The sequence below is a fragment of the Dyella kyungheensis genome (genome assembly GCF_049913195.1).
In the GTDB taxonomy this organism is placed as follows: Bacteria; Pseudomonadota; Gammaproteobacteria; order Xanthomonadales; family Rhodanobacteraceae; genus Dyella; species Dyella kyungheensis.
On record NZ_CP183983.1, the window covers coordinates 1,484,642 to 1,497,119 of the forward strand.

The following is a 12,478-nucleotide window of genomic DNA, read 5'->3' on the forward strand; positions in this document are numbered from 1 at the left end:
ATGCCATCCGAGGTTGTAACGGATTCTTCCGATCACTGCCAGCGGAATTGTTCCGATAGTGACGCGGCCCACAACTGTGCCGCCCATCTGTTACAGCGGCCGCTTCGACGCTTCGCCACCCACTTCGCGGACCAGCTTGGGAACGAGGTAGCCCGGCAGGCGTTGACGGATGGCCTCGACCAGGGCGAGCGCTTCGGCATCGTCCACCTCGAAATGTGCCGACCCCTGCACGCGGTCCAGCTGGTGCAGGTAATAGGGCAGTACGCCCGCCGCGAACAGCCGTTCGGAGAGCTGGGTCAGCGTTTCGGCGTCGTCGTTGATCCCGCGCAGCAGCACCGACTGGTTGAGCACGGTGGCACCGGCCTCGCGCAGGCGGGCGCAGGCGGCATCCACGGACGCATCGAATTCGTTGGCATGGTTGGCGTGCAATACCACCACCCTCTGCAGCGGCAGCTCGCCCAGCCAGCGTCCGAAGGCTTCGTCGACGCGCTCGGGCAGCACCACCGGCAGGCGCGTGTGGATGCGCAGGCGGGTCACATGGGAAATCTCGACCAGGCCGCGGCTGAGCTCTTCCAGCTTGGCCGTGGCCAGCGACAGCGGGTCGCCGCCGGAGAGGATCAACTCGCTGATCGAACTGTCCTGGCGCACGTGCTCCAGCGCCTTGCGCCACTGGCCCGCGGCGGCCATCTCGTCGCCGTAGGGGAAATGGCGGCGGAAACAGTAGCGGCAGTTGATGGCGCAGCTGCCGCTGGCAATCAGCAGGGCGCGGCCCTGGTATTTGTGCAGCACGCCCTGGGCGGAACGGGCGGCCATATCGCCCACCGCATCCACGCCATAGCCCGGCACCTGGTCCAGCTCGGCCAGCTGGGGCAGCACCTGCAGCAGCAGGGGGTCGAGCGGGTCGCCCTGGCGCATGCGGGCCACGAAACCGCGCGGCACCCGCACGCTGAACCCGGCGTCGTCGGCCGGCAACCGGCTGGCCAGCTGTTCCAGCCCCAGCAGGGCCAGCAATTCATGCGGGTCGGTGACGGCCTCGCGCCACAGCGTGCGCCAGTCGGCTGCAGGCGGAGATAGGCGGGCGGCGTGGCTTGCGGTTATCATAATAGGTCTTGAATCGGGCTCAGCGCCCGGGAAACCACCTATTCTAGCTGCCTGTCGGCGGCGTCACATCTGGAGCGCAGCATGGCCACCGCCGGTCTCAACGACGTCAAGAAGGGAATGAAGATCCTTCACAACAATGACCCCTGGGTCATTACCGACGCCGATTTCATCAAGCCCGGCAAGGGTCAGGCGTTCACCCGCATCTTCATCCGCAACCTGAAGAACGGCCGCACCAGCGAATCGACCATGAAGTCCAGCGACAGCTTCGAAGTCGCCGACGTCGTCGATACCGACATGCAGTACCTGTATTCCGACGGCGAGTACTGGCACTTCATGCACCAGGAAAGCTTCGAGCAGCACCAGGCCAGCAAGGCGGGCATGGGCGATGCGGTGAAGTGGCTGAAGGGCGAGGAAGAGTGCGTGGTGACGCTGTTCAACGGCGAAATCATCTCCGTGCAGGCACCGAACTTCGTCGAACTGAAGATCACCGAGACCGACCCGGGCCTGCGTGGCGACACCTCGGGCGGCGGCGGCAAGCCGGCGACCCTGGAAACCGGCGCCGTGGTTCGCGTGCCGCTGTTCGTCACCACCGACGAAGTGATCAAGGTCGACACCCGCACGGGCGAATACGTCAGCCGCGTCGGCAAGTGACGAACTGGCCCGCGCGCTTGCGCGCGGCTTTGCCAGTTCGTCATCCCGGCGCAGGCCGGACGAGCGCGCAGCGCGAAGAACGCCCGAAGGGCGGCCCCGGAGGGGCGAGCGTAGCGAGTCATCCAGTGAAATACGTAGTGCGAAGCACGCCTTATTTGCTTTCGTACCGCCTAAAGCAAAGTCACTGGATTCCAGCTTCCGCTGGAACGACGAGCGAAAAATCGTCATGCCGATAGGCAATCATGGGGCGGCCACCGCAAGGTGATCCGCCCCATGTCGTATCCAACATTGAAGAAGTGAGCCAACGGATGAGCCAGACCGCCCCGCAAACCGTCGACCTGCTGATCGAAGCGCGCTGGGTCGTGCCGGTGGAACCGCATGCCGTCGTGCTCGAACACCACGCCGTGGTCGTCGACCAGGGCGCCATCGTGGCGCTGCTGCCGATCGCCGAAGCTCGCGCCGCCTATGCGCCGCGCGAGCGCGTGGAGCTGGGTGAGCACGTGCTCATCCCGGGCCTGGTCAACACGCACACGCATAACCCGATGACGCTGTTGCGTGGCCTCGCCGACGACCTGCCGTTGATGGTCTGGCTGCAGAAGCACATCTGGCCGGTCGAAGGCCAGGTGATCGGACCGGAGTTCGTGCGCGACGGCGTCGAACTGGCGGTGGCCGAGATGATCCGTGGCGGCACCACCTGCGCCAACGAGAACTATTTTTTCCCCGACGTGATCGGCGCCACCTATCGCCGCATGGGTTTCCGCGCGGTAGTCGGCTTGCCGGTGATCGACTTTCCCACGGCCTGGGCGAAGACGCAGGACGAATACTTCGAGCGCGCCATCGAAGTGCACGACAGTTTCCTCGGCGACGCGCTGGTGAGCACCTCGTTTGCACCGCATGCGCCGTACACCGTGTCCGACGAGAGCTTCGAGCGCATCCGCGTGCTGGCCGACCAGCTCGACATTCAGGTGCACCTGCACACGCACGAAACCGCGCATGAAGTGGAAGAGGAGAAGGCCAAGAGCGGCCTGCGTCCGTTCCAGCGCCTGCAGAAGCTCGGCCTGGTCAACGACCGCCTGATCGCGGTGCACATGACCCAGCTCACCGATGCGGAAATCGAAGCCTGCGCCGAAGCGGGCGTGTCGGTGGTGCATTGTCCCGAATCCAACCTCAAGCTCGCCTCGGGTTTCTGCCCGGCGGAGAAGCTGCGCCAGGCCGGCGTGAATGTGGCCATTGGCACGGATGGCTGCGCGTCCAACAACGATCTGGACATGTTCGGCGAGATGCGCACGGCCGCGTTCCTGGCCAAGGCCGTGGCCAACGATGCAGCGGCCTTCGATGCGGCCTATGCGTTGCGTGCGGCCACGCTCAACGGTGCTCGCGCGATGGGGCTGGAAGATCGCATCGGTTCCATCGAAGTGGGCAAGCAGGCCGATCTGGCCGCGGTTCGCCTGTCCGATCTGGAAACGCAGCCGCTGTTCCATATCGCCTCGCAGCTGGCCTATGCCGCCGGTCGTCACCAGGTCACCGATGTGTGGATCAACGGCGTGCGCAAGCTGGCCGCGCGCATCCTCACCGACATCGATACCGATGCCGTGCTGGCGAAAACGCATGCCTGGCGCGAACGCATCGCTGCTATCGATGCGGGTTGAGGAGATCGCCGTGAAACGCTATCTCGTGTTGGCCATGCGTCGCCCCGATTTCGATCCGGCCATCGTGCAGCCGCATCTGGATTTCCTCGAAGGCTTGCGTGGCGGAGGCCGGCTGGAGCTGTCCGGCGGCTTCAGCGATCGCTCCGGCGGGGCGTACCTGATGCGCGCCGCCGACATGGACGAAGCGCTTTCCATCGTCCATCAGGACCCGGCCTACACCAGTGGCGGTTGGGACATCACCGTCCACGAATGGAACGCGCACTAAACTTCGCACCCAGTCTTCAAGGATCTGCCGATGCAAGCCGCAACCAATGTCAGTCCCGAGGAAATCGCCCGCTTCGGCAAGCTCGCCGCGCGCTGGTGGGATCCGGATGGCGAATCGCGCCCGCTGCACGATCTCAATCCCGTGCGTGCGGCCTATGTCGCTGATCGGCTGAACCTGCGAAGCGCTCGCGTCGCCGACGTCGGCTGCGGCGGCGGCCTGCTCAGCGAGGCGCTGGCGAAAGCGGGCGCGCGCGTCACCGGCATCGACCTGGGCGAGAAGGTGATCGAGATCGCGCGCCTGCACATGCACGAGTCGCGGCTGGAAACGCCGAACCTGGAGATCGACTACCGCGTGCAGTCGTCGGCGGATCTCGCTGCTGCCGAAGCGGAGAGTTTCGACGCCGTGTGCTGCATGGAGCTGATCGAGCACGTACCCGATCCGGCCGCGCTGGTGGGCGATCTGGTACGCATGCTCAAGCCGGGCGGCGTGCTGGTGATGTCCACGCTCAATCGCACGCCGGCCGCGTTCGGCGCCGCCATTCTCGGCGCCGAATACCTCATGCGCATGCTGCCGCGTGGCACCCATCACTACGCGCAGTTCCTCAAGCCTTCGGAACTGGGGCGTTTGATGCGCCACGCCGGGCTGGAAGTCGATGATGTTTCCGGACTGGGCTACAACCCGATCAGCCGCAAGGCCTGGTTGAGCCGCTTCACCGCCGTCAATTACCTGATCAGCGCACGAAAGCCCGCATGAAGCCATTCCCCGAAAACATCCAGGGCGTGCTGTTCGATCTCGACGGCACCTTGCTCGACAGCGCCCCCGATCTGTACGCCGCACTGAAGGCGCAATGCGAAGAGATGCAGGTGGCTGCGCCGCCGTATGAGATGGTGCGAGAAGTCGTCTCGCGCGGTTCGCGGGCGATCCTGCGCTGTGCATTTGCCGATGCCGACGACGCGGCGTTGCTGGCCCTGATGCCGCGCTATCTGGAGCTTTACCAGGCGATGATGGCCGAGCACACGCGTCCGTTCGATGGCGTCGACGAGTTGCTGGCCTCGCTGGAATCGCAGGGCATTGTCTGGGGCGTGGTCACCAACAAGCCGGGCTTTCTCACCGACGACCTGCTGGTGCGTATCGGCTGGGCGCCGCGCGCGGCAGCGATCGTGTCCGGCGATACGTTGCCGGTGAAGAAACCCGATCCCGCGCCGGTATTGCTGGCCTGCGAGCGTGCCGGTCTCGATCCGTCGCGCTGCGTCTTCGTGGGCGACGATCGCCGCGATGTGCTGGCGGGCGCTGCGGCCGGCCTGTACACCGTGGCCGTGCGCTGGGGTTATCTCGACGGCGGCGATCCGAGCGAATGGAACGCCGACCTGGTGGTCGATCATCCGTCCGATCTCACCGCTCGCGTGAAGGTCACCGCATGAGCGGCACTGCGCTGCAGAGCTATATCGACAAGTGGCTGGCCGTGCAGCCGCAGCAGCGCATTGCCCTGGCCTTCGTGGATCCGAACCGGTACCCCGGTCATATCGCGCTGGCGGCGTTCGAGCAGGAACTGCTTGCCGCGGCCTATGGCATTCGCGAACCGCAAGTGGCGGCCACCAAGCTCAACTGGTGGGCCGAGGAACTGTCCGGTGCGGCGGCGAGCGGCGGCCGTCATCCGTTGACGCAGGTGCTGTTCGACAGCGACCGCGCGCATGAGATCGCCGCCGAGCGCTGGGTCGCTCCGGTGCTGGCTGCGATGGGCCAATTGGAAGAGGGCACGGCCGCGGATTTCCCCGCCCAGATTGCGGCCGGCTCGTTGTTGCACGGTGCCGTGGCCGATCTGGAAACGGCGTGGTGGTTCGGCGACAAGGCCGACAGCACGCGCGCCAGCCGGGTGGCCACGCTCTCGCATCTGCTGTATTCGCTGCTGCGTCTCGAAGAAGATGTCGATCGCGACCGCCTGGCCTTGCCGATGTCGCGGCTGGCCAAGTTCGGCCTCAGCCGCAGCGAATTGCGCCAAGCGACCGAGGTGCGCAACGACGCCATCCGCGCACAGTTGGACGATCTGCACCACGCCTGGCGCGAGGCCGAGCGCCTGCCGGGACCGTTGAGTGCCTTCCGCGGGCTGGAATCGCGCCAGGGACGTGCGCTGGTGGCCAAGGCGCGCAAGGCCGCCGATCCACTGGATGTATTGCGAAAAGGGCAGGGCAGGCAGGGCCTGGGCGTGACCTGGCAGGCCTGGCAGGCCGCGCGTGCCTGGCAGCGCCAGATCGGTTGAAAACAGCCGTCGGGACGCAGCGTTTCCCGCGCGCCACTATTGCGAGGCGCCGTTGGTGCCCCAAAATCGAGGTCTTCAAGGCGGCCAGACCGCCCGTCGGACCCTAGGATTGACCATGTACACCGAGGAAAACACCGCTCGCCTGCTGCCCGACGTGGCAGTCCACGCCCAGCCGCACCTCGTCGGCGAGCTGGATTGGGTGGGCATGGACGGTATCGAAGTGCCGGTACGTTTCGATGCCGGCGACGGCGACGTGCAGCGCGCCAGTGCGCGCGTCGGCGCCTTCGTCAACCTGCGCCGCCCGGACAAGCGCGGCATCCACATGTCGCGGCTCTACCTGCAGGTCGAAGAAGCGCTGAGCACGAAGACGCTGGGCACCGACACGCTGCGCGATCTGCTGCGCGGCTTCCTGGAGTCGCACAAGGACCTGTCCGACCGCGCCTGCCTCAGCATCCGCTTCGAACATCTGGTGCGCCGTCCTGCCTTGCGCAGCGCGAACAGCGGCTGGCGCTCGTATCCGGTGACCATCGAAGCGAGCATGATCGGCGACGAATTCCTGCTCGAGTTCGGCACCGAGATCGTCTATTCGTCGACCTGTCCCGCGTCGGCGGCGCTGTCGCGCCAGCTGATCCAGGACCGGTTCGCCAAGGACTTCGATGCCGGCAAGCCGGTCGATCACGCCGCCGTGCTGTCCTGGCTGGGCAGCGAGAAGGGCATCGTCGCCACGCCGCATGCGCAGCGCAGCGTGGCGCGTTTGCGCGTACGTCCGGCGGAAGATGCGGCGTTCAATCTGATCGACCTGATCGACGTCACCGAGCACGCGCTGGGCACGCCGGTGCAGACCGCGGTGAAGCGCGAAGACGAGCAAGCTTTCGCGCTCGCCAATGGCGGCAACCTGATGTTCTGCGAGGATGCGGCGCGCCGCATCCAGAAGGCCCTGGATGTCGACAAGGCGATCAGCGATTTCCACATCCGCGTGGAGCACCAGGAAAGCCTGCATCCCCACGATGCCGTGGCGTATGCCAGCAAGGGTGTCGAAGGCGGCTACGCCGGCAAGGGGTGCGCCTGAGTGTTTTGACGGCGGCCTGATAGCATGGCGGGAGCCCGTCGCAGGGCTTCCCCATGGAGATTCGCATGTCGTTCCGTCTTCCGTTGCTGGCCGCCGCCGTGTTCGCGCTGTCGGCCTGCTCGATGTTTTCGCACCACCGCCACAAGGAAGACGCGCCCGTCGCGACCGCTGCGCCGGCGGCGCCGGTGCACCAGGCCCTGATGAAGACCCTGATCGGCGACGTGCGCTATGAGTTGCCGCAAGCGGTGCCGGCCGATGCGGTGTTGATCGTCACCCTGGCCGATGTGAGCCGCCAGGACGCGCCCGCCCGCACCGTGGCGGAAGAACGCATCCAGCCGGTGGGCGCATCGCCGGTCGATTTCATGCTGAGCTACGACCCCGCCGAACTGAAGGACGGCGTGGATTTCGCCATTGGCGTGCGTCTGCAACAGGGCGACAAGCTGCTCGCCATCAACGACACGCGTACCAGCGTGCTCGGTCGCTCCGGCGAGAGCGGTCCCGTGAGCATCACGCTGAAGGCCGTGCCGTAACCCTAGCTCATCATTCCGGCGTGCGCCGGAATGACGATGAGGGAAAGGGACGGTCGAGCAGATTACCGACTGAAGCTCAATCGCTGCCCGCGCACGCTCTGATCCACGCTGCTGCCATCCCACACGCGCTGGCCGTTCACAAACGTGGCCACGATCGAGCTGTTGAAGGTGTAGCCCTCGAACGGCGTCCAGCCGCACTTGGACAACACTTCTTCGCGGGTCACCGTGTGCGGCTTGTTCGGATCGACCAGCACCAGGTCGGCGGCATAGCCTTCGCGCAGGTAGCCGCGCTCCTTCACGTCGAACAGCGTAGCCGGCGCGTGCGTCACCGCTTCGACCACGCGCTCCAGCGTCAGCTTGCCTTCGAACACGCGCTGCAAGGCGGCCTGCAGCGCGTACTGCACCAACGGCAGGCCGCTCGGCGCCTTGTCGTACAGCTGGCCTTTTTCTTCCAGCAGATGCGGTGCGTGGTCGGTGGCCAGCACGTCCAGGCGGCCTTCGCCCAGCGCCTTGATGATGGCTTCGCGATCGGCCGAGGTCTTGATGGCCGGGTTGCACTTGATCAGGAAGCCGAGGCGTTCGTAGTCGCGATCGTCGAAGTGCAGGAAATGCACGCAGGTTTCCGCGGTGATGCGCTTGCCCTTGAGCGGGCCCGGTTCGAACAGCGCCAGCTCGTCGGCGGTGGAGATGTGCAGCACGTGCAGGCGGCTGTTGTGGCGGCGGGCCAGCTCGATGGCCAGGCGGGTGGACTTGATGCAGGCCTCGCGCGAGCGGATCAGCGGGTGTTCCCAGGCCGGGATGGCGTCGCCGTACTTCTCGTGCGCCTTGGCCAGGTTGGCGTCGATCATCGGCGTGTCTTCGCAATGCGTGATGATCGGCGTGGGCGCGTACTTGAAGATGCCGTCCAGCACCTCGGGGTTGTCCACCAGCATGTTGCCGGTGGAGGCGCCCATGAACACCTTGATGCCTGGCGCGGCGAGCGGGTCGAGGCGCTTGATCGCTTCCAGGTTGTCGTTGCTGGCGCCCATGTAGAAGGCGTAGTTCACCGCCGAGTTCTGGGCACCCAGCGCGTATTTGGCTTCCAGCGTCTCGCGGTCGAGCGCGGGCGGCTTGGTATTGGGCATTTCCATGAAGCTGGTGATGCCGCCGGCGGCGCAGGCACGCGATTCGTGGGCGATGTCGGCTTTCTGGGTCAGGCCGGGCTCACGGAAGTGCACCTGGTCGTCGATCATGCCGGGGAACAGCCACAGGCCGCTGGCGTCGATCACTTTTTCGCCGGGGCGCGCGTCAAGATCGCCGGCGATGGCTTCGATGCGGCCTTGTTTTACGCGTACGTCCGCGTGGAAACGGCGGCCTTCGTTGACCAGTTCGGCATGCTTGATCAGCCATTCAGTGGACATGGGGTTCTTCTCCTGGAGTACGGCAACGACGGAAAGTGAAATGCGCCGGAACGGGATCTTCACCGCCCTCGCACATTGGCTGACAGCGCAATAGACGCCAGCCGGTGAGTGCGCCACCCTTGATCGGACCGAAGCGCACAACCGCAATCCGTGCATAATCGGAACAGCTGGGATGGAAGCGGCAGCGCTGACCCAGCAGGGGGCTTAGCCAGCGCTTGTAGAAGCCAAGCATGAAAAGTATCAGTCGGGTCACGACGGTTTGACGCTGCCGAAACAGCTTGCGGCTTGTAGTGTCGCAAGTATTCCAGAAGCACGGTTGCCGGTGTAAGCCGCATGGGCTATAACACCCGGCCGCCAAGGCTAAAATGGTGAAGGGAAATGGCGAAAACGACGCGTAGTGCGACAGCCACCAAGCCGCAGAAAGGAAAGCCTGCTGGTAAGGTGAAAGACGCCAAGGCCGGCAAGAAGGTTGCCGCCGGGCGGACTGCGACACCGGCCAAGGCCGCTGCCGCCAAGAAACCGGCTGCAAAGAAGGCGCCCGCGAAGAAGGTCGTCGCCGCCAGCAAGCCTGCCGCCAAGAAGGTTGTCGCCAAGGCTCCGGCCAAGGCCGTCGCCAAGAAGCCAGCTCCCAAGCCACAAGCCAAGAAGACGACGCCGGTGAAGAAGCCGGCGGTGGTCGCCAAGAAAACCGAAAAACCGGCCGCCAAGAAGGTCGCGGCGCCCGCCAAGACGCCGCCCAAGGCAGTCGCCAAGCCGGTGAAGCCGGCCCCCGCGCCCGCCAAGCCGGTGGCCAAGGCAGCACCCGCCAAGGCTGCGCCGCCGGCCAAACCGGCAGCGAGTGCCGCCGCCAAGCAGCCAGCGGTTGCCAAGCAGGCGCCGCCGGTGGCGGCACCCAGCAAGCCGGCCACGTCGCCCTTCACGGGCAAGGTGGCCAGCGCGACCGCTCGCCATACCCCTATCAAAACTCAGAAAGCCCAGCAGTCCTCGATGAATAAAACCGCAACTCTCGACAATGGCATCACCCGCGAAGACGGTCGCTATGCGCTGCCTTCCACGACTCTGATCGACCTGCCCAAGGGTTATCGCCCCTCGAACAACGACAACGAGGAGTACATGAGCCCCAAGCACCTCGCGTACTTCCGCAACAAGTTGCGTGAATGGCGCGAACAGCTGGTGGAAGAGTCGCGTCAGACGATGGAGAACCTGCGTGACGAAGTGCGCGACGTGGGCGACGAAGCCGAGCGCGCCACCCGCGAGACCGAGAACTCGCTGGAACTGCGTACGCGCGACCGCTACCGCAAGCTGATCTCCAAGATCGACAAGGCACTGCGTCGCATCGAAGAGGGTCGTTACGGCTACTGCGAGGAAACCGATGAGGAAATCGGCCTGGAGCGTCTCGACGCCCGCCCGATCGCGACCTTGTCGCTGGATGCGCAGGAACGTCGCGAGCATCTGCAGAAGCAGATGGGCGATTAAGCCCTGGCTTGTGCCGGATAAAGCAAAGCCCCGCCTTGTGCGGGGCTTTGTGCTTTACGGCGGCCTGGTCAGGCCTTCAGGGCCGCCGCGGCGTACGCCTTGATCTTTGCCAGCATTGCGGCGAGACCGTTGGAGCGCGTGGGCGAAAGGTGTTTGGCCAGTCCGATGGCCTCGATGTAGCGGGGGTCGGTGGCGACGATGTCGCGGGCCGAGCGGTCGGAATACACGCGCAGCACCAGCGCGATCAGGCCGGACACGATGGCCGAATCGCTGGTGGCCTGGAAATGCAGGTTGTCCGCATCGCCGCTGGGCACCAGCCAGACCATGGATTGGCAGCCGTGCACGCGGTATTCCTCGATCTTCAGCTCCTCCGGGAATGCCGGAAGCTGCTTGCCGAGGTCGATCAGGTATTGGTAGCGCTCGGTCCAGTCACTGAAGAAGGCAAATTCTTCGACGATCTCTTGTTGCGCCTGGGCGGCGCTGGAGGGGGCGGTGGCATTCATGGTGGGGATTATCGCGCGTTTGCGCGGTCCATTGGCCCGTCGTCCCGGCGCAGGCCAGGGGCCGCTCTTTATTTGGTTGCTGCATTGACGTCGCAGTACACCCCACTTCTCCCTCTCCCCTGCGAGGAGAGGGCCGGGGCGAGGGGCGGGTGCTTCGAAGCGGATTTGGGCGCGAAGCCCAACCTCACCCCTTCACCACGCTCCAGCGCGTGCCCTGCGCGCCATCCTCAATCGCCACACCCATCGCCGTGAGCTCTTCGCGAATCGCGTCCGCGCGCTTGAAATCCTTCGCCGCGCGGGCGCTGCGGCGTTCTTCCAGCAGGGCTTCGACGCGTTCCGCATCGACCTCGGCAGCGCCGCCGGCCTGCTTGAACCAGGCTTCCGGATCTTGCTGCAGCAGGCCGAGCACGGCGCCTGCGCTCAGCAGTGCGGCTTTGGCTGCGCGGCGTTCCTCTTCGCTGCCGGCCTGCCGTGCGGCATCGGCGAGCTGCGACAGCTCGGCCAGCGCCTGCGGCGTATTGAGATCGTCGCTCAGGGCAGCTTCCACGGTGGGCGGAACGGGCAGCGAGGTGAGGTCCACGTCGACGTCGACCAGGTCGCGCAGCACGCGGTACCAGCCGTCCAGGGTGCTGATGGCCTGGGTGACGGCGCCGTCGGACCAGTCCAGCGGCTGGCGGTAATGGCCGCGCAACAGCAGCAAACGCAAGGCTTCGGGCGGATGTTCCTTCAGCAGCTCGTGCACCAGCATCACGTTGCCCAGCGACTTGGACATCTTGCGGCCGCTGAAGGTGAGCATGCCGTTGTGCATCCAGTAGCGCGCGAACGGCTTGCCGCCATGCGCGCAGGTGGATTGGGCGATCTCGTTCTCGTGATGCGGGAACTGCAGGTCCACGCCGCCTGCATGGATGTCGATGGTCTCGCCCAGGTGGGCCTCGCTCATGGCCGAGCATTCGATGTGCCAGCCGGGGCGACCGCGGCCCCAGGGGCTGTCCCAGCCGGGCAGTTCGGGCGTGGACGGCTTCCACAGCACGAAGTCGCCCGGATGCTTCTTGTACGGCGCCACTTCGACACGGGCACCCGCGATCAGTTCTTCCGGATCGCGGCCGGACAGCTCGCCATACGCGGCGAACGAATCCACTTCGAACAGCACGTGGCCTTCGGCGGCATAGGCATGGCCGTTGGCGATCAGCCGCTCGATCATCGCAATGATCTGCGGAATATGGGCCGTGGCGTAGGGCTCCACGTCGGGCGGGGCGATGCCCAGCGCGGCCATGTCCTCGCCGTACGCCTGGGCGTAGCGGGTGGTGATGCTTTCGATGCCCACGCCCAGCTGCTGGGCGGCGGTGTTGATCTTGTCGTCGACGTCGGTGATGTTGCGGGCGTAGACCACGTTCGGATAGTGACGGCGCAACAGCTTCACGAACACGTCGAAGACCACCGGCCCGCGCGCATTGCCGATATGCACGTAGTTGTAGACGGTCGGTCCGCACAGGTAGATGGTGACCCGCTGGGGATCGAGCGGGGTGAACGCTTCTACGCGGCGCGTCAGGCTGTTATGGAGCGAAATCGGCATCGGT

At 65.6% G+C, this 12,478-nt stretch carries 14 protein-coding genes; 9 read left to right on the top strand and 5 right to left on the bottom strand.

What is annotated here, in order from left to right; all coding sequences use genetic code 11:
- Positions 1-90: 90 nt before the first annotated feature.
- The gene (epmB, locus tag ACN9MB_RS06440; RefSeq protein ID WP_426271162.1) at positions 91-1,101 is read right to left on the bottom strand and encodes an EF-P beta-lysylation protein EpmB; all 1,011 of its coding nucleotides are present in this window, start codon (positions 1,099-1,101) and stop codon (positions 91-93) included.
- Between the two features lie 81 nt (positions 1,102-1,182).
- Between epmB and efp the strand changes: the two genes are divergently transcribed.
- From efp to ACN9MB_RS06480, 8 genes are all read left to right on the top strand, one after another.
- Positions 1,183-1,752 carry an elongation factor P gene (efp, locus tag ACN9MB_RS06445; protein ID WP_204635236.1) on the top strand — a complete coding sequence of 190 codons (570 nt, stop codon included), beginning with the start codon at positions 1,183-1,185 and terminating at the stop codon, positions 1,750-1,752.
- A 308-nt stretch (positions 1,753-2,060) separates the two neighbouring features.
- Positions 2,061-3,401 carry a TRZ/ATZ family hydrolase gene (locus tag ACN9MB_RS06450; RefSeq protein WP_426271163.1) on the top strand — a complete coding sequence of 447 codons (1,341 nt, stop codon included), beginning with the start codon at positions 2,061-2,063 and terminating at the stop codon, positions 3,399-3,401.
- The gene (locus ACN9MB_RS06455) at positions 3,391-3,666 is read left to right on the top strand and encodes a YciI family protein (RefSeq protein WP_426271164.1); all 276 of its coding nucleotides are present in this window, start codon (positions 3,391-3,393) and stop codon (positions 3,664-3,666) included. The genes ACN9MB_RS06450 and ACN9MB_RS06455 overlap by 11 nt, the downstream gene beginning before the upstream one ends.
- Positions 3,667-3,696: 30 nt before the next feature.
- Entirely contained in the window at positions 3,697-4,419 is a 723-nt protein-coding gene (ubiG, locus tag ACN9MB_RS06460) for a bifunctional 2-polyprenyl-6-hydroxyphenol methylase/3-demethylubiquinol 3-O-methyltransferase UbiG (protein ID WP_426271165.1), read from the top strand.
- Complete coding sequence (gene gph / locus ACN9MB_RS06465) at positions 4,416-5,087, top strand: phosphoglycolate phosphatase (protein WP_426271166.1); 672 nt, start codon at positions 4,416-4,418, stop codon at positions 5,085-5,087. The genes ubiG and gph overlap by 4 nt, the downstream gene beginning before the upstream one ends.
- Positions 5,084-5,923 (top strand): squalene/phytoene synthase family protein, encoded by an 840-nt coding sequence (locus ACN9MB_RS06470; RefSeq protein WP_204635240.1) that lies wholly within the window; start codon positions 5,084-5,086, stop codon positions 5,921-5,923. Before gph ends, ACN9MB_RS06470 begins: the two co-directional genes overlap by 4 nt.
- A gap of 115 nt (positions 5,924-6,038) precedes the next feature.
- Positions 6,039-6,992, top strand: a complete 954-nt coding sequence (folE2, locus tag ACN9MB_RS06475; protein ID WP_426271167.1) for a GTP cyclohydrolase FolE2 — start codon at positions 6,039-6,041, stop codon at positions 6,990-6,992.
- 65 nt (positions 6,993-7,057) lie between these two features.
- Positions 7,058-7,522, top strand: a complete 465-nt coding sequence (locus ACN9MB_RS06480) for a YbaY family lipoprotein (RefSeq protein WP_426271168.1) — start codon at positions 7,058-7,060, stop codon at positions 7,520-7,522.
- A 62-nt stretch (positions 7,523-7,584) separates the two neighbouring features.
- On the opposite strand, the gene ACN9MB_RS06485 is transcribed toward ACN9MB_RS06480, so the two are convergent.
- The gene (locus tag ACN9MB_RS06485) at positions 7,585-8,922 is read right to left on the bottom strand and encodes a dihydroorotase (RefSeq protein WP_426271169.1); all 1,338 of its coding nucleotides are present in this window, start codon (positions 8,920-8,922) and stop codon (positions 7,585-7,587) included.
- Positions 8,912-9,154 carry a membrane protein insertion efficiency factor YidD gene (yidD, locus tag ACN9MB_RS06490; RefSeq protein WP_204635244.1) on the bottom strand — a complete coding sequence of 81 codons (243 nt, stop codon included), beginning with the start codon at positions 9,152-9,154 and terminating at the stop codon, positions 8,912-8,914. Before yidD ends, ACN9MB_RS06485 begins: the two co-directional genes overlap by 11 nt.
- A gap of 146 nt (positions 9,155-9,300) precedes the next feature.
- On the opposite strand from yidD, the gene dksA reads away from it, so the two are divergent.
- Positions 9,301-10,398, top strand: a complete 1,098-nt coding sequence (gene dksA, locus ACN9MB_RS06495) for an RNA polymerase-binding protein DksA (RefSeq protein ID WP_239535397.1) — start codon at positions 9,301-9,303, stop codon at positions 10,396-10,398.
- Positions 10,399-10,466: 68 nt separating this feature from the next.
- Here dksA and ACN9MB_RS06500 read toward each other — a convergent pair whose 3' ends face one another.
- Positions 10,467-10,901 (bottom strand): SufE family protein, encoded by a 435-nt coding sequence (locus ACN9MB_RS06500; RefSeq protein ID WP_426271170.1) that lies wholly within the window; start codon positions 10,899-10,901, stop codon positions 10,467-10,469.
- 184 nt (positions 10,902-11,085) lie between these two features.
- The gene (gene cysS, locus ACN9MB_RS06505) at positions 11,086-12,474 is read right to left on the bottom strand and encodes a cysteine--tRNA ligase (protein ID WP_426271171.1); all 1,389 of its coding nucleotides are present in this window, start codon (positions 12,472-12,474) and stop codon (positions 11,086-11,088) included.
- Positions 12,475-12,478 lie beyond the last annotated feature (4 nt).

Coding starts and splice junctions, on each gene's coding strand:
- epmB (WP_426271162.1), bottom strand. CDS start 1,101: ATGATAACCGCAAGCCACGCCGCCCGCCTATCTCCGCCTGCAGCCGAC.
- efp (WP_204635236.1), top strand. CDS start 1,183: ATGGCCACCGCCGGTCTCAACGACGTCAAGAAGGGAATGAAGATCCTT.
- ACN9MB_RS06450 (WP_426271163.1), top strand. CDS start 2,061: ATGAGCCAGACCGCCCCGCAAACCGTCGACCTGCTGATCGAAGCGCGC.
- ACN9MB_RS06455 (WP_426271164.1), top strand. CDS start 3,391: ATGCGGGTTGAGGAGATCGCCGTGAAACGCTATCTCGTGTTGGCCATG.
- ubiG (WP_426271165.1), top strand. CDS start 3,697: ATGCAAGCCGCAACCAATGTCAGTCCCGAGGAAATCGCCCGCTTCGGC.
- gph (WP_426271166.1), top strand. CDS start 4,416: ATGAAGCCATTCCCCGAAAACATCCAGGGCGTGCTGTTCGATCTCGAC.
- ACN9MB_RS06470 (WP_204635240.1), top strand. CDS start 5,084: ATGAGCGGCACTGCGCTGCAGAGCTATATCGACAAGTGGCTGGCCGTG.
- folE2 (WP_426271167.1), top strand. CDS start 6,039: ATGTACACCGAGGAAAACACCGCTCGCCTGCTGCCCGACGTGGCAGTC.
- ACN9MB_RS06480 (WP_426271168.1), top strand. CDS start 7,058: ATGTCGTTCCGTCTTCCGTTGCTGGCCGCCGCCGTGTTCGCGCTGTCG.
- ACN9MB_RS06485 (WP_426271169.1), bottom strand. CDS start 8,922: ATGTCCACTGAATGGCTGATCAAGCATGCCGAACTGGTCAACGAAGGC.
- yidD (WP_204635244.1), bottom strand. CDS start 9,154: ATGCTTGGCTTCTACAAGCGCTGGCTAAGCCCCCTGCTGGGTCAGCGC.
- dksA (WP_239535397.1), top strand. CDS start 9,301: ATGGCGAAAACGACGCGTAGTGCGACAGCCACCAAGCCGCAGAAAGGA.
- ACN9MB_RS06500 (WP_426271170.1), bottom strand. CDS start 10,901: ATGAATGCCACCGCCCCCTCCAGCGCCGCCCAGGCGCAACAAGAGATC.
- cysS (WP_426271171.1), bottom strand. CDS start 12,474: ATGCCGATTTCGCTCCATAACAGCCTGACGCGCCGCGTAGAAGCGTTC.